Annotated in this window: 15 protein-coding genes; 7 read left to right on the top strand and 8 right to left on the bottom strand. The window is 73.3% G+C overall.

The annotated features are described in order from the left end of the window. Window positions 1-91: 91 nt before the first annotated feature. The 3 genes from OG357_RS28155 to OG357_RS28145 form a co-directional block, all read right to left on the bottom strand. Complete coding sequence (locus tag OG357_RS28155) at window positions 92-1,006, bottom strand: 4'-phosphopantetheinyl transferase family protein (RefSeq protein ID WP_329623809.1); 915 nt, start codon at window positions 1,004-1,006, stop codon at window positions 92-94. Further along, on the bottom strand, window positions 1,003-2,784 hold the full coding sequence (locus OG357_RS28150; RefSeq protein WP_329623808.1) for an acyl-CoA dehydrogenase: 1,782 nt from the start codon (window positions 2,782-2,784) through the stop codon (window positions 1,003-1,005). Before OG357_RS28150 ends, OG357_RS28155 begins: the two co-directional genes overlap by 4 nt. A gap of 129 nt (window positions 2,785-2,913) precedes the next feature. Then, window positions 2,914-3,630, bottom strand: a complete 717-nt coding sequence (locus OG357_RS28145) for an alpha/beta hydrolase (protein ID WP_329623807.1) — start codon at window positions 3,628-3,630, stop codon at window positions 2,914-2,916. 265 nt (window positions 3,631-3,895) lie between these two features. Here OG357_RS28145 and OG357_RS28140 point away from each other — a divergent pair, with 265 nt between their 5' ends. Beyond that, window positions 3,896-4,282, top strand: coding sequence for a DUF6059 family protein (locus OG357_RS28140; protein WP_329623806.1), 387 nt, complete (start codon window positions 3,896-3,898; stop codon window positions 4,280-4,282). A 14-nt stretch (window positions 4,283-4,296) separates the two neighbouring features. Here the strand turns inward: OG357_RS28140 and OG357_RS28135 are convergent, their stop codons facing one another. Further along, window positions 4,297-5,544, bottom strand: a complete 1,248-nt coding sequence (locus OG357_RS28135; protein WP_329623805.1) for a sensor histidine kinase — start codon at window positions 5,542-5,544, stop codon at window positions 4,297-4,299. 350 nt (window positions 5,545-5,894) lie between these two features. Between OG357_RS28135 and OG357_RS28130 the strand changes: the two genes are divergently transcribed. The 6 genes from OG357_RS28130 to OG357_RS28105 all read left to right on the top strand — a co-directional run bounded on the left by OG357_RS28130 (window position 5,895) and on the right by OG357_RS28105 (window position 11,849). Beyond that, entirely contained in the window at window positions 5,895-6,233 is a 339-nt protein-coding gene (locus tag OG357_RS28130) for a hypothetical protein (RefSeq protein ID WP_329623804.1), read from the top strand. Window positions 6,234-6,272: 39 nt separating this feature from the next. Then, complete coding sequence (locus OG357_RS28125) at window positions 6,273-8,549, top strand: TOMM precursor leader peptide-binding protein (RefSeq protein WP_329623803.1); 2,277 nt, start codon at window positions 6,273-6,275, stop codon at window positions 8,547-8,549. 236 nt (window positions 8,550-8,785) lie between these two features. Then, window positions 8,786-9,391 carry a response regulator transcription factor gene (locus OG357_RS28120; RefSeq protein WP_329623802.1) on the top strand — a complete coding sequence of 202 codons (606 nt, stop codon included), beginning with the start codon at window positions 8,786-8,788 and terminating at the stop codon, window positions 9,389-9,391. Window positions 9,392-9,628: 237 nt separating this feature from the next. Next, window positions 9,629-10,417, top strand: coding sequence for an AfsR/SARP family transcriptional regulator (locus OG357_RS28115; RefSeq protein ID WP_329623801.1), 789 nt, complete (start codon window positions 9,629-9,631; stop codon window positions 10,415-10,417). Between the two features lie 115 nt (window positions 10,418-10,532). After that, the gene (locus OG357_RS28110; RefSeq protein ID WP_329623800.1) at window positions 10,533-11,477 is read left to right on the top strand and encodes a glycosyltransferase; all 945 of its coding nucleotides are present in this window, start codon (window positions 10,533-10,535) and stop codon (window positions 11,475-11,477) included. Between the two features lie 117 nt (window positions 11,478-11,594). Continuing rightward, window positions 11,595-11,849, top strand: a complete 255-nt coding sequence (locus tag OG357_RS28105; RefSeq protein ID WP_329623799.1) for an acyl-CoA carboxylase epsilon subunit — start codon at window positions 11,595-11,597, stop codon at window positions 11,847-11,849. Window positions 11,850-11,941: 92 nt separating this feature from the next. On the opposite strand, the gene OG357_RS28100 is transcribed toward OG357_RS28105, so the two are convergent. The 4 genes from OG357_RS28100 to OG357_RS28085 form a co-directional block, all read right to left on the bottom strand. Further along, entirely contained in the window at window positions 11,942-12,910 is a 969-nt protein-coding gene (locus OG357_RS28100; RefSeq protein WP_329623798.1) for an aromatase/cyclase, read from the bottom strand. A gap of 72 nt (window positions 12,911-12,982) precedes the next feature. Then, entirely contained in the window at window positions 12,983-14,089 is a 1,107-nt protein-coding gene (locus tag OG357_RS28095; RefSeq protein ID WP_329623797.1) for an acyltransferase domain-containing protein, read from the bottom strand. A 145-nt stretch (window positions 14,090-14,234) separates the two neighbouring features. Next, window positions 14,235-14,807 carry a fumarylacetoacetate hydrolase family protein gene (locus tag OG357_RS28090; RefSeq protein ID WP_329623796.1) on the bottom strand — a complete coding sequence of 191 codons (573 nt, stop codon included), beginning with the start codon at window positions 14,805-14,807 and terminating at the stop codon, window positions 14,235-14,237. A gap of 35 nt (window positions 14,808-14,842) precedes the next feature. Then, window positions 14,843-15,355, bottom strand: a complete 513-nt coding sequence (locus OG357_RS28085; RefSeq protein ID WP_329623795.1) for a hypothetical protein — start codon at window positions 15,353-15,355, stop codon at window positions 14,843-14,845. Between the last annotated feature and the right edge of the window lie 146 nt (window positions 15,356-15,501).

Below are 15,501 nucleotides of genomic sequence, written 5' to 3'. Positions count from 1 at the left end.
TGAAACCTCCCCGGATCCCGAGGGGGCCCCACCGGCTCCACCAGCTTGGCGGGGGTGACTCGACAGGCCCTTGAGTGCAGGTAGATCCAGGTCAGGCCCGCGTCGACTGCTTGATCGCGGCCAGGATCTGGCGGTTCAGGGCGGTGCTGGCCCGGGTGTCGGGCCGGCCGGAGCGGCGGGTGTCCTGGAGCGCGACGGCGGCGACGTGGCCTCCGGGCACCGGGCAGGTGGCGAACCGCCAGGTGTGGTCCTCGACGAGGGTGCCGTCGGCGCGTTCGAGCCGCGCGTGCCCCGTCGGGCCGCCTTGGCCGGCCGCACCGCCGTGGCCGTCCCTGCCGCCCCCGCCGTCCCCGCCGTCCTCCATGCGGAAGCCGAACTCGGTGAAGGGAAAGCGCAGCCCCTGCCCGAGCGCCTTGCTGTAGGCCTCCTTCAGCGTCCAGAGGCTGAGGAGCTGTCCGTTGCGCTCCGCTTCGGGGACGCGGGCGATCCTCCGGCGTTCCGGTTCGGTGCACATCAGCCGCTCGACGTCCTGGCCGCTGAGCCGGCGGGTGGCCGGTTCGGTGTCGATGCCGACGACGCCCAGGGAGGTGATGCCGCAGAGGAGCAGGTCGGCGGTGTGGCTGAGGCTCACGTCGATCTGGTCGTAGCCCCGGAGGTGGACGCGGCCGTTGAGCCCGTACCGCAGCTCCAGGGAGTACGGCTCCGTGCCCAGGGCGACGGCGGCGGTGTGCCGGATGAGCATCCGGGTGGCGAAGAACCGTTCCCTCAGAGGGGTGCCGACAAGCTTGCTGTACCGCTCCCAGTCCCGGCCGAGGAGTTCTCTGCGCTCCTCCTCGGGCGGCAGCTGGGTGCGCCACTCGCCGAGCGAGGCGTGCACCATGCCGAAGCCGGAGCCCTCCAGGTCGCGCAGCAGGTTCCCCCACGGCCCGGCCGGGCCGCCGACGCGGCTCGGCGCGGGCGGGAAGTCCCGGTCGGCGACGGCCGCGTTCGTCCCACGGGTGCTCATCCCGCGAGTCCGGTACGCAGCAGGTCGAGGCTCTGCGGCACGCGCACCCGCGCCAGGACCTCCTCGCAGAGCCGGGTCTCGACCTCGCGGGGCAGCGGCGGCACGGACCGGCCGACCCGGCGCAGCAGCCGGTGCAGGGCGAGGACGAGCCAGGTCGGCTCGTCGAGGAACTCGTCGGGGCCCACACCCGCGTTGAGCCAGACCCCGACACAGGCCGAGGCCGCGAGCAGCAGCGCGTACCGCTCGCTGAGCGGGAAGGTCCGTGTGTCGAAGAGCAGACCGTTGTCATCGCCGTCGCCGGTGAGCCCGGCGGCCTCGCGCCGGATCTCGGCGGCCTCCGCGCACAGCCCGTCGACGAGGGCGGTGAGCAGCTCGCCGTGCGGGTGGCCGGTGAGCGCGTCGGGCAGCCGGCGGGCGGCGTGCCCGAGGTAGTCGAGGAGCCCGTCGCCGCCGCCGAAGCCGGAGAGCCGCACGCCGTCGAGCGGCGGCAGCGGCGCCTCCAGGCGGAACAGCTCGGCGGGGGTGGTGGCGGCCGCCGGGTCGGCGACCGCGAGGGCCGGCAGGTAGGGGGCGATGACGGACTGGCAGATGGCGCTGCTGACGTGCCCGAAGGTGATGGTGGACAGGTCGCGCAGCTGCTTGCGGAAGACGGCGTCGTGCCCGCTCTCCGCGTGGAACGCGTCGCCCATCACCGCCGACAGGTCGTAGAGCGCCTCGCCGACGATCTTCGGGACGATGTACTTGGTGACCGCGGCCAGCACGTCGCACTGCTCGGGCAGCAGATGGGTGGCGCGGCCCGCCGTCAGGGCCAGGCAGTCCGCGATCAGCAGGTCCGCGAACGTACCGGCGAGCGCGGAGCGCGCCGAGGCGTCGCCCACCACGCCCTGCGTGCCGAGGTCGCGCTCCTGGGCGGCGCGCACGGCGGCCCGCAGCGCGGTGTCGGCGAGGCCGATGGCCATCGAGGGGAAGGCCGCGTGCACGGCGGGGTAGGCGCGCAGGCTGAGCGCCACCCCGTCGCCCCAGGTGCCGACGAGGGACTCGCCGGGCAGCGGGCAGTTCACGAACTCGAGCCCGGCGGCCTGGAGTCCGCGGACCCCGGTCGTACGGTGCCGGGGCAGCGCGCGCATGTGCGCGGGCGGTACGGACGCCGGATCGAACATCAGGATCGAGTAGTCGGTGGCGCCGTCCCCGGACGAGACGAAGCCGACGATCAGCTCGGCGTTGTGGGCGTTGTTGATGGCGCCCTTGGTGCCGTTCAGCCGCAGCATGCCGTCGTCGGCCCAGGCGGCGGTGAACTCCTGGGCGTGGAACTCGCTCTCGTGCTCGAAGCGCTGGCAGGCCACGCCCACCGTGCCGCCGCGCAGGATGACGTTGGCCATCCGGGAGCGCTGGCGCGCGTCTCCGTTCAGCCACACCATCTGCGCGCCCAGGAAGGGCGTGAAGCCGTGGCTGAAGGCGAGGGCCGGGTCGCGGCGGAAGAACGGCCGCATGACCAGGCCGAGGAGGTCGACGCCGGCCATCCGGCCGCCGAGGTCCACCGGCACCATCTCGGCCGGCATGCCGAGGTTCCGGAACCGCCGGATGCCGATGGCGGAGCTCTCCCCCGATTCGTCGGCGGCGAGGACGGCGGCGAGGCCGACGGGGTTGTCGGGGCTCCACGGGTCGCCGAGACCGTCTTCGATCTCGGCCAGGCGGGAGCGGGTGCGGGTCAGCCGGTCGGGCTGCCACTGCGGATCGGCGCCTAGCGCGGCGGCGATCAGTTCATCGGGTTCGTACATGGTCACCCCAGGGCGTCAGAGGGGGCATCGGCGGACAATCCCTCGCACCCTGTCGACAGACGCTGGAGACAGCCTTGACCGGGAGTCGATCCGAGGGAGGCCCGAGGAAGGCCCGAGGGCGAACCGGTGTCAGCGGGCGGGCGATCCCGCCCCGCGCACCCCGTCGACCAGCCAGCGGTGCACGGGCCCGCCGCGCGGCGTCGTGCCCCCGGTCGCACCGAAGGCATGGAACACGGAGCGCTCCAGGGTCAGTTTGAGCAGGGCCAGGTCCTGCGGAGCGGTGAGCGGATCGTCAGGGGCGTGGCCGACCCACACCTGGCCGCGGATCTCGTACAGTTGCTCAGGAAGCAGGGCCAACCCGCCGAGCAGGTACGGGAGTTGTTCGCCGCCCGCCGCTCCGGTGGCGTCCACCAGCGCGTCCACCGTCATCGGGGGCAGGGCGAGGATCCGGTCGGGCTCCTCGAAGAGCCGGGAGACCGGGGCGCCGACGAGATGGACGGAGCCGATCCGCGGGTCGGTCGCGGCGGCGGCCAGTGCCGGGCGGCCGCCGAGGTCGAAGCCGATGACGCGGGTGCTCCGGGTGTCCGCGGTGTGGGCGTGGCCGTCGATCAGCCGGGAGACGAAGGCCCCGGTGCACTCCGCGCACGGCACGGGCCGGGGCAGCCGGACGGCGACCACCGCGTAGCCGTGGGCCACGAGCCGGCCGAGGAGCCGGACGCACTCCGGGCCGCCCCCCAGGGCCCCGCCGACGACGAGCACCAGCGGCCGTACGGGATCGAGCCCACCGCTCCACCAGACCGGGTCCCGACCGCTCACGGGCTCCGGCCCCCGACGGGTGTCGCGCACGGCCATCCTCACTCCTCTCGGCGGCCACGGCCTGTCCTGAAGGTGTCCGGCGGCTCACGGCAGGACAACTCTTGGGGGGCATGCTGACACCACCCGCTCGAATCTCGTCGGAGCCTTCGGCCACTCCCTCTGAAGCGCCGTCGGCTCGCCAGGCGTTCCACCCGCGTTCGAGCGGGACGTGAGCTGCCGGGACGAAGCTCCGGGGACGGCGGCGGCCCGAGGTACCCCCCGGCCCCGGCCGCCGCCCACGAACGGAGGACGAGCGGTGAACGGAGTGCTGAACCACGCCCTGGCGCACGTGGTCCGGGTGGCCCGGGGCTGCTATCGGGCCCTGGTGGCCTTCGGTTCCTGCTGGCTGCCGCTGCCCGAGGACCAGTTGCGGCGGATCCTGTACGGGGAGGTCGGGCAGGGCGGCAAGGACGAGGAGCGCGGACCGGAGACCGGAACCACGACCACGGCCCCGACCCCGGCCTCGGCCTCGGCCCCAGTCGCAGCCGCAGCCGCGACCCCCGGCACGACCCCCGTCACGGCCAGGGCCACGGCCACCGCCTGGACGCCCGGACCGCCGCCAGGACATCCTGAGCGACTCCGCTTCGACGTGCCGCTCAGCGAGCTGGAGGCGCGGCTGGCCCGGGAGTTGCGGGGCGTGTGACGCCCGCTCCCCGGTCAGGCAATGCGCCGGGACCCCAGGGCGGAGCGCTCGGTCGCGGAAGGCTCGGCGCGGCACTCGTCCACCGTCCGGGGCTCCTCCGTCAGGAGGGCCAGACCGTCCTTCACCGCGGCCGCGTCGGCCGGGACGGAGACGACGAGCCGGAAGGTGGTACCGCCGGGATCCACCCCGCTGCGCAGCCGGCCGCCCACGGCGGCGGCCCGTGCCGCCAGGTTGGAGAGTCCCGTGCCGGTGCTGTCGGAGTCGACGAGCCCCCGCTGCCCCACCCCGTCGTTGACGATCTCGAGCCGGACGAACCCGGCTCGCTCGGGGTCCGCGCCGGCCGTGACGGAGCAGGTGCGGGGCTGGCTGTGCCGGAGGACGTTCGTGACGCCCTCCCGCAGCACGGTGGCCAGGATCGTGTTCGCGATCGACGAGAGCCCCGTGCACTCCACCTCGATCTCGGCCCTGATGCCGGCCGCCTTCAGCACCGATCCGGCGGATTCGGCCTCGACGAGGAGCGACATGTCCCGGTAGCCGCGCGCCACTTCGCGGACGTCGGCCAGGGCCTGCCGGGAGATGACGAGGACCTCGGTGACCTCCTCGCAGGCGCGCTGGGGGTTGCTGGTGATGAGCCGGTGGATCAGCTCGTTCTTCAGCGTGATGGAGGAGAGGCTGTAGCCGAGCAGGTCGTGGAGGTCCCGGGCGAACCGGAGCCGCTCCCTGGCGACGGCCATGCGGGCGAGCTCGCCGCGCGAGTCGTGGATGGCGGTGGCCAGCATCGCGAGCCGGGCCATGGAGTACAGGATGAGGCCGGTGAGCGCGGTCGCGACGCCCATGTACGCGAGGGAGACGATCCCCAGCCCCTCGGTCGTCGCGATTCCCATGACGGCGACCACGGTGAGCCCGTACATCACCCAGCCGGCCACCGGCGGGAGTCTCAGCAGGAACGATCCGGCAAGGAAGCCCGCCATGCCTCCCCACTGCCAGCCGAAGAGGACGAAGGGGACGAAGGTGGTGATCGCCTGGAGGATCAGGGACCAGGGGTGGAGCCGCTGCCGCAGCCGGGCCAGGTGCGGTGCGAAGTGGAGGTACTGGAGCGCGGCGAGCACGGGCGGGGCGGCGAGGGCGGCGGCCACCTCGGACCCGCCCGGTGAGGCTTCGACGACGTTGACGACCTGCATGAGCAGATGGCCGAGGAAGACGACCACGACCAGCACGTTGGCGATGCGGGGAGCGGGAGCGGCAGAACTGATGGCCGACAACTCCCTTTTGCCGCCCGACCGTTCCGTGGCACACGGCCGCAGCGAGGTGAGTCTCAGGCGAGAGGTGCCCTGTGCTGTCATCGGATCCAGCCCCCTGTCGGCCCCTCCCCCGGGGCCACCCTTGGCCGGATCATAACCACACGGATCCGGGTCATGTCGCTCCGTGGCCGGATTATGGTCGTCCGGATGTCCGTATCGCGGATCGATCCACCGACTGGAGCGGTTTGTCGGCGTGGTGAAAATCTCATGCGGGTGAGGGTGAAGCGATCACTTGTGGAGAAGTCGCGAAGTTTCGTCTACTCCTCTCAAGCCTCACGGCCTCACCAACCGCTGACGTCACGGGAGTTCCCATGAACAAGTCTGTCGCCACGGCCCTTGAGATCGGCTCGATCGAGCAGGAGCTGGCCTTCGCCGAGCTCATGCTCCACGCCTTCGTGGACCCGGCCTTCGCCGCCCGCTACGCCAGCGACCCGGACGCCGTCCTGAAGGAGTCCGGCATCGACCTCCACGGGGGCGCCGCCGCCCCGGCCATCCCGGCCACGACCGGGCTCGACGCCGTCACGGAGGAGTACGCCGCGATAGCCGCCGACGGCACCGCCCTGCTGACCTGGACCTACCTCTCCGTGCCCGCCGGTGCCCTGGAGCCCGGCTCCCTCGACTCCGATGTGCTGTCCCCGGCCGGCCACTGATTCCGTACGTCCGACATGTCACTGGGGAGGGGCACACGCATGCGTATGGGGTTCAAGGAGCATCTGCGGGCCGAGGTCGTGCCCGGCGAAGCGACGTACGTCATCTCCGAACGGGGCATCACCGCCTTCGACGACGCGCGGGTCGCGGTCGTCGCACCGCTCCTCGACGGCACCAGGGACTTCCGGTCCCTCGTCGCCGAAGCCTCTCCCCACTGCTCGCCCCGGGACGTCGCCCTGGCGATCGGCCGTCTCAACGAGGCCGATCTCCTGACCCGCGACCCGGTGCCGGCGACCCCCACGGCGGCGGCCGCCGCCGCGTACTGGGAGCTGGCCGGCGCTCCCGGGCCGTTATCCCTCTCGACCGTACGCGTCCGGGCGGTCGGCGGCGCCGACGCCCGGTCCGCCGAGCAGGCCTGCACCGCGTCGGGCCTGCTGCTGACGGACGGCACGGCGGGCGCTGCGGGCACGGACGTCGCGGACCGCGCCTTCGGCGCCATCCGCGCCGACGGTGGCGCCGGTGTCGACGCCCGTCGTCCCGCCGAACTCACCCTGGTCGTCTGCGACAACTACCTCGACCCCGAGCTCGCCGAGGTCGACGCCGAGCAGCGGGCCGCCGGCACGCCCTGGCTGCTCGCGAAGCCGCACGGCACCACCCCCTGGGTCGGGCCGCTGTTCCGGCCCGACGAGAGACCCGACGGCCCCTGCTGGCAGTGCCTGTCCCACCGGCTCTCGGGCCACCGCGGCGCCGAGACCCATCTGCGCCGCGCCCTGGGCCGCCCGGTCGCACACCCGCCGGCCGAGACGCCCGCGAGTCTCCTCCTCGGCAACCAGCTCGCCGTCGCCGAGTGCGTCAAGTGGCTGGGCGGGCACCGCCACCCCGGCCAGGACGGCGTCCTCACCTTCGACACCTTCAGCCTCACGACCCGGGTCCACCCGCTGCGGGCCCGCCCGCAGTGCCCCGGGTGCGGCGACCCCGGCCTGGTGGCGCGTCGGATCCTCTCCCCCGTCACCGTGCGGTCCCGCCCCAAGGCCGACCTCACCGGCTCGGGTCACCGCTCCGCCACCGCCGAACAGACCCTGCGGCGGTACGAGCACCTCGTCAGCCCCATCACCGGCGTCGTCAAGGCCGTGCAGCGCGACACCCGCGGCCCCGCCGGGCTCAACTCCTTCCGCGCCGGACACAACCACGCCCGCGGGCCGCGCGGTCTGACCGGGCCCGCCTCCGAGCTGCGCAGCGAGAGCGGCGGCAAGGGCATGACCGAACTCGACGCCCGCGTCGGCGCCCTGTGCGAGTCCCTGGAGCGGCACTCCGGAATGTACGAGGGCGACGAGCCGACCGTACGGGCGAGCTGGCGCGAGGTCGCGGACCGGGCCGTCCACCCCGCCGCCTGCCAGCTGTACGACCCCCGCCAGGGCATGGAGCCCTTCGACGAGGACGCGCCCGTCGACTGGACGCCCGTCTGGTCGCTGACCCGCGACGAGCACCGGCTGCTGCCCACCGCGCTGCTCTACTTCGACGCCCCGCGCACCCCGGGTCTCGGCCACGTCCGGGCCGACTCCAACGGCAACGCCGCCGGGAGCAGCCCCGAGGACGCGATCGTCCAGGGCTTCCTCGAACTCGTCGAGCGGGACGCGGTCGCCCTCTGGTGGTACAACCGCACCCGTCACCCCGCCGTCGACCTCGACGCCTTCGACGAGCCCTGGATCGGCCGGATGCGGGAGCTGCACGCCTCGCTCGGCCGCGAGGTGTGGGTCCTCGACGTGACCGCCGACTTCGGCGTCCCGACCTTCGCCGCCGTCACACGGCGCACCGACAAGCCCGCCGAGGACATCCTGTTCGGATTCGGCGCGCACTTCGACCCGAAGGTCGCGCTGTGCCGCGCGCTCGCCGAGGCGAACCAGATGATGCCGGCCGTCGCCGAGGTCCGGGCCGACGGGACCGGATACGGCTGCCGGGACGAGCGGCTGCTGCGCTGGTGGCGATCGGCCACCACGGCGGCCCACCCCTACCTGCTGCCGGATCCGCAGGCCCCGCTGCGCGGCCCCGCCGACTTCGCGTACGAACCGCGCACCGACCTCCGAGAGGACGTCGCCGCGATCGGGGCGGCGGTGCGCGAGCGCGGCATGGAGCTCCTCGTCCTGGACCAGACCCGCCCCGACGTCGGGCTCCCGGTGGTCAAGGTGATCGTGCCCGGTATGCGGCACTTCTGGGACCGCTTCGCCCCCGGCCGTCTCTACGACGTGCCCGTGAGCCTGGGCAGGCTGGCCGCCCCGACGCCGTACGAGGAGCTCAACCCGGTCCCGCTGTTCCTCTGACGCGGCACCAGGCCGGCGGGAAGGCTACTCACGAGTACCCGCTGACGTTCCTGTGAACTCCCGATGACGGCGGAGGCGGCAACTCCACGGCCGCCTCCGTCGTCGTACGAATCCGGCCGTCCCACCCCGCGCGGCGATCGAAAATAGCCAGTACGCTCCATCCCCGTCGTGCGAGTGCGCACGTCGTCGTGCGCGTGCGCACGGAGTCCACGGAGTCCGCGGGGGTGGAACGAAGCTTGATCAGAATCCTGATCGCCGAAGACATGCGCATGCTGCGCCGTGCTCTGGTGGAACTGATTTCCCTGGAGCCCGACATCGAGGTGGTCGCCGAGCTGGAGAGCGGCAGCGACATCGTGCCGCGCGTCGAGGAGCTGAAGCCCGACGTGGCCGTCCTCGACATCGAGCTGCCCGGTGTCGACGGCATCGCGGCCGCCGAGGCCCTGCACCGGCGGGGCGCCTCGGCCCGGGTACTGATCCTCACCAGCCTGGGCAGGCCCGGCAATCTGCGCCGGGCCCTGGACGCGCAGGTGCGCGGCTTCCTCCTGAAGGACGCGGAGCCCGGCCGGCTCGCCGAGGCGATCCGCGCCATCGCCAAGGGCGAGCGCGTCTTCGACCCGCAGCTGATGCTCGCCGCGCTCGGCGCCGCCGAGTCCCCGCTGACCCCGCGCGAGGCGGACGTCCTGCGGCTCGCGGCCGAAGGCGACGACGTCGACGAGATCGCCGGCGCCCTCTACCTCTCGGCCGGCACCGTCCGGAACTACCTCACCGCGGTCGTCTACAAACTGGGCGCCCGCAATCGCGTCGACGCCATCCGGATCGCGCAGACCTCCGGCTGGCTGTGAGTCGCCCACCGGGCGCCCGTGAATCCGTCACGGTACGGCCGGGCATTGTTCACCCCCGGCCCGTTACCGGCTCACTGGTCCCCCGGCGAGCGCGCGTGCGACGGTGGATCCCACGGCGGACCACCGACACCTGACGGATTCGCGAACGGATTCGTGAACAGATTCATGAACGGTTTCGTGAACGGACTTCCGGTCCCGGTCCCGTCGTGCCCGCACCGCGCCGAGGAGGAGGCACCGATGAGGATCGACATGCTGGGCCCGTTCTCCGTCGCCGTCGCCGGCGTGCCGATCACCCCGAGCGCCCGGAAGCCCCGCCGGATCCTGGCGCTGCTCGCCCTCCACGCCGGTCAGGCCGTCCCGGTCTCCGCCGTCGTCGACGAGGTGTGGGGGGCGGCCGCCGCCCCCAAGGCCCACATCACGGTCCAGACGTACGTGCTCCAGCTCCGCACCTTCATCGGCCGGGCCCTCGGGGACCCGCGCGCCGCCCGGGACGTCCTCGTGACCCGGCCCGGCAGCTACGCCCTCCTCGTCGGCGAGGGCGCGGTCGACGTCCACACCTACGACCGGCTGTGCGCCCAGGGGCAGTCGGCGTTCGAGACCGGCGACGACACGGCGGCGGCCGCCCGGTTCCGGGAGGCCCTCGCCCTGTGGAAGGGGCGCGCGCTCGACGGCGTCCAGGACGGTCCCGCCCTCGGCCTCGAAGCGATGCGCCTGGAGCAGAGCCGTACCGACGTACTGGAGCGGTGCCTGACCGCCGAGTTGCGGCTCGGCGCCGGGGAGCGGCTGCTGCCCGAGCTGTCCGCCCTGGCCGAGGAGCACCCGCACCACGAGGCACTGCACGGACTGCTGATGACCGCACTCGCCCGCTCGGGCCGCCTGACCCGCGCACTCACCGTGTACGACACGGTCGCGGCCCGCCTCGACGAACGCTTCGGGCTGCTCCCCTCGCCCGACCTCCAGCGCCTCGGAGAGGAGTTGAGGGAGCGCGCCGGGCAGGCCTCTCCCACCACGCCTGACCTCGCCTGACCTCGCCTGACGGTACGGACTCCAGCGTCCCCCTAACGAGGCTGGACCGGCTGCGGGTCCCCTGGTCGCAAGAGCGTGCGCGAAGAAGCGCGCGGCGCGGCCCGAGGGGGAACCCATGCGTGTCCTGTTCACCGCGCGGCACTCCGTGTCGCATCTCCTCGCGATGACGGCCGCCGCCCGGGCCTGCGCGTCCGCAGGCCACGAGGTCCGCACGGTCGGCCCGCCCGGAGCCCCTCCCGCCGCCGGGCTGCCCGGCACGTCACCCGACGACGACTGGCACCCCGACCTGGTGGTGTCGGCGGAGGACGGCGCGACGGCCGGGACCCGTCACGGAGCGCGCGTCGTACGGTGGACGCCCCTCGACCACCGGAGCGCCGACGGACCGACGCCGGCCCGCTTCGCCCGCATCGACCCCTGCCCGCCGGGACTGCGCGGGGACGAGGAGACGGACACGCTGTCCGTGCGCCAGCCCACCTGCCACGCCGGCCAGTTGCCGTACCGGCTGCGCGAGCCGCACCACCTGCTGCGGGTGTGTCTGCGCCCCGGCCCGCCCGGCTCCCCGGAGAGCTGGTCGCCCGAGCGGCTGCTCCTCGTCGCCCGGGCCGCTCTCCGCCTCGACGTCGAGGTGATCGCCCTCGTCCCCGCCGCCGAGCGGGAGCGGCTGGCCGTCGCCCTCGGTCCGCACGGTCCGCTCGGCTCCCCGCTCCGGTTCGCGGAACCGGAGCTGCTCGGCCCGGTCCTGGCGACCTGCGTGGCCGTCGCCCACGAGGGCGGACCCGACGTGACCCTGGAGGCCGCCGCCCACGGCGTCACGCAGCTGGTGATCGCCGACGCCCGCCCGGCGGGTGACCGGCTGGACCGGATCGGCGCCGGACGCCGGCTCGTCACCGCGGAGGAGCCCCGGGAGACCGGGAGTTCCCTGCGGCTGCGGCGCCATCTCGCCGACCTCCTCTACGGCGGCCGGGCCCTGGCCACCGCCCAGCGGCTGCGCTCGGCGATCGCCGCACTGCCCTCGCCCGAGACCTTCGCCGACCGCCTGGAGGACCTCGCCGCCCGTTAGAGGGGACCCGGCCCAGCGCCGTACACCCGCCGTCCCGCCGCACCCCGTACACCGGTTCGTACAACCGACAGACCGTCCGTCCGAGGGGCCCGCCCCTCCCCGCAGGAGGCCACCGCCATGAGCGCATCGACCCCGTTCCCGCTTCCGCCGCACCCGGCGGAGTCCACCTCGACGCCCGTCCGCCCCCTGCGGATCCTGAACGGCAACCCCACGCCGGAGGAGGTCGCCGCCGTCACCGCCGCGCTGCTCGCCACGCTGCACCGCGAGCCGCCTCGTGCGGAAGGCACCGGAACCGACCGTGCGGCGCGCTGGAGCAGGTCGCACAGCTCGCAGGCGGCGGGGTCCTGGCGCTCCGTCCCCCGCGGCCGCTGACCCACCGGCCCCCCTGACGGCGCCGTACGGGATGCCCTCACATCCCGTACGGCGCGCACGCGTTCCCCTCCGGCCGACCTGCGCGCGGACCATCAGCCCTCCCGGGCGGCCTCGGCGTACTCCTTGGCGTGCCGCAGCATGGTGGAGCTGTTCGTGCCGAGCGCGTGGCGCACCAGGGCCCGGGCATCGGCGAGCGTGGCGCTCTCGCCGAGGGCCCGCCGGGCACCGGCGGCGTCCAGGGTCACGGTGTGCCAGGAGGTGGCCACCACCTCGTCCCCGTGCTGGACGAAGGTCCAGCGGCCGGTGTGACCGGCCATGAGGGGCGGCATCGTCAGCTGCTTGTGGACGAGCAGCCCGCGCTCGGGAAAGCTCACGCGGACGGAACGCGTGCGGTGCAGCGAGCCGTCGGGTCCGCGGGTGTCCATGTCGAGGAGCTGGATGCCGCCCTCCTCCTCGGTGAAGCGGGTGGCGGCGACGTGCGGCAGGAGCGCGGGCCACCGGTCGGCCCGGTCGAGGAACGCGTACACGTCACGGGCGGAGCCCCGGATCCGCTCGCTGTCGCCGAAGGTGAACGTCGGCTCGTCCCCCGCACCGGCCGCCGCGGCCCGCTCGGCGGTGGTGCGCAGGGCGTCGAGCTTCTGCACGCCGCTGGTCTCGACGGCCTCGGCCACCCGCGCGGTGGCTTCGGCGTCGTCGTCCACGACGGCGTAGTCGTGCAGCAGGACCACCCGGCAGCCGCCGGACGGCCCGGCCTCCACTCGCCATTCGCCGCCCATCGCGGCCAGCGGCGCCGAGGGTGCCACCTCCCGGAAGACGATCCTGCGCGCGGTCCGGTCCAGGGTGCGCCGGGAGGCCGCGGAGCGGACCACTCCGTCGACCGACGTCCAGCTGCGCAGGGCCTGTTCGGCGCCGTCGTCGCGGGTCACCTCGGCGTACACGATCGGCCCGTAGACATGGGGCCACCGGGTCACGTCGGCCGCCAGGGCGAAGACCTCCTCGGGCGGGGCCGCGACGGCGGTCTCGTGCCGGGTGAGGCGGGTGGTCGGCTCGATGGTGGACAAGGGCGGTCTTCCTTCCTGTGGCGATGACGGGCGGCGACGGGGCGCGGCGCCGAGGGGGACCGGCGCCGAGGGCTACGCGACGACGCCCGCCGGTGTCGTCGTCCGTCCCTGTTCCTCTCGCTCTCGTGCCGCAGGCGCGACGCGATCCGCGGCAGCGGGAGCGCGGCACCCGAGCCGGTGGCCGTGGTCCCTCAACTTCTCGGCGACGGTGGCCACTTGCCGACGGTCGAGCTGCGCACCCGCCCGTACCGGAGAGAGGGGTACGACGGCCGATCCGTTCCGCGTGACGGCGGGGTGCCGGCGGGCGAGCATGGAGAGCCCCTGCCCGGGGCCTGCCTCGATCAGGAGGAAGGGGCCGCCGCCGACGGGTGAGTCCCCGTCGAGGAGGTGGCTGAGCGCCGGGCCGAAGAGGACGGTCCTGGCCGGCTGCATCGCCCAGAACCCCGGGTCGCTCAGCTGCGGTTCGGCCAGCGGGCGCGCGGTGTAGCCGGAGACCACGACGGTCCTCGGCGTCCTGTACGTGATCCGCTCGTACGCGGGCAGGGTGCTCGCGCAGGCCGCCTCGACGGAGGGGCTGTGGAAGCCGGTGGTGGCCTTCGCCGGCATCCAGGTCAGCGAACCGGCGTCCAGCGCGTCGGTGACGGCGGACAGGTGGGGCTCGGGTCCGGAGATCATCACCTGGGAGGGGGCGTTCACCGCGCCGACCACGACCTGCGAGGTGAGCCAGGGCGTGAGCAGCGCCGGGCCGGCGGCCACCGCGACCATCCCGCCACGCGGGGCCGAGGCGAGCGCCCGCACGCGGGCGTCGAGCGCGGTCACGGCGTCGGACAGGTTCATGATCCCGGCGAGGACGGCGGCGGCGTACTCGCCCGCGCTGTGCCCGACGAGCGCGGCGGGCCGGACGCCCCAGGAGACGAGCAGGGCGCCGTAGGCGACGTCGAGGGCGAACAGCAGGGGCTGGGCGCGAGTGACATCGTCGAGGTCGACGAGGGGCCGCTCGGCGAACCAGTCGTCCCGCACCCGGCGGCCTTCGGCACCGAGGAGGCCGAGGACCTCGTCGACGACCCGGGTGAAGACCGGTTCGGTGCCGTAGAGGCCGTGGGCCATCCCGGGGTACTGGGAGCCCTGCCCCGGCAGCATGACGATGACGGGGGTGGGCGGTACGTCGATGGAGGCCAACGGGGGACCCCTCTCCTTCTTCACGACATCGGCTGCTGCCGTGAAGACGGTCACCCCGGGCGATAGCGCACCACTGGAGCGCCTCTGAAGCGGACCTTGTGCCGGGCTTTCATCGAAGTGCGGTGCGCGTGTCTCATAACCGGCACTACCGGGTCAACACCCCATGGACCATGGTGTCCGTACCGGCCGACTGCCGATCCTCGCCGTTCACCTCGCAGCGCATGACGAGCTTCGTCGGGTCGAGGTGGGTGGTGATCCACGGGCCGAGCGGACAGAACGTGTCGAACGCCTTCGCCCAGGACGGCTGCCCGTCCTCCCGCTGAATGTCCCGCGCGGTCACGTCGTTGGCGCAGGTGTAGCCGAAGACGTCCTCCAGCGCATGCCCGGCGGGGACCTCGCGGGCGGTGCGTCCGATGGCGACGGCGAGCTCGGCCTCGTCGTGCACCTCGTGCGACTGGGCGGGAGAGAGGATCGGCTCTGCCGGGCCGATCACGGCGGACGGCGGCTTGAAGAAGAGCCGGGGCGCGGTCGGCGTGTCCATACTCAACTCGGCAATGTGGTCGGCGTCGTTACGGCCGACCGCCACGATCCTCCCGGGGCTGACCGGGGCGAGCAGCCGTACGTCGTGGAGCGGGACGCGGCGGCCGGTGGGCTCCGCCGTCCCCCTCACCGGATCGGCGCTCAGCACCTCCAGGACGTCGTCCCCGTCCTCAGCCATGAGGCACCCGTGAAGGAGCCGTCGGCCGGTCGCGGTCAGAAAGCGCGAAGGTACACCCGGGCTTGCTCGGAGTCCAGGTTCTCGATGTAGATCTCCATCCACGCGACGTCGCGACGTCGGTAGTCCTTGACACACGGCGGGCAGACACCCGCCCAGAGGGCATCTTTGAGTGTTTTCGGCTCTGAGAGTCCGAGGTGCTCGAAGAGTTCGGACTCTTGTGTCGACTTGAGGCCCCATAGCGCCAGCGGCTCTTCGGAGTGCAGGTCCTCGGCGACCTGGGCTGCTGTGGCCTTGCTGGTACGGAAGGAGAGGATGTACTCGTCTTCGCGTGGGTTGACCTGCACGGCACCCTTCACGTCCGTGGCGCCCTTGGGGATCTGAATCTTCATGAACGCGGCCGCTTCGGTGGCGCCGGCACCCTTCTCCCAGTACGGATAGGTGCTCTCGCGCGTAGCGCTGCCGGAGGCCCCGGTCGAGCAGGACGTGAGAACCAGCGCGGAGATCAGCGCGGCGAAGAGGCTTCCGCGCGTCTTGTGTCGCCTGTTCACCGGTTCTCCGATTTTTCAGGGACTTTCAGTGTTGTCCGAGGGACTTTAGAGGGACTTTCCGCCGCCTAACGCGGCAAGCCCCCGAAAGAGCGGAAAGGGCCTCCGACGCAGGTCAGAGGCCCTATTCGAGGCAAAGCCCCAGGTGG

This window comes from Streptomyces sp. NBC_01255 (assembly GCF_036226445.1).
GTDB lineage: Bacteria > Actinomycetota > Actinomycetes > Streptomycetales > Streptomycetaceae > Streptomyces.
The sequence above is the reverse complement of the archived record's forward strand: the minus strand, read 5'-3'. Positions and strand labels throughout refer to the sequence as shown.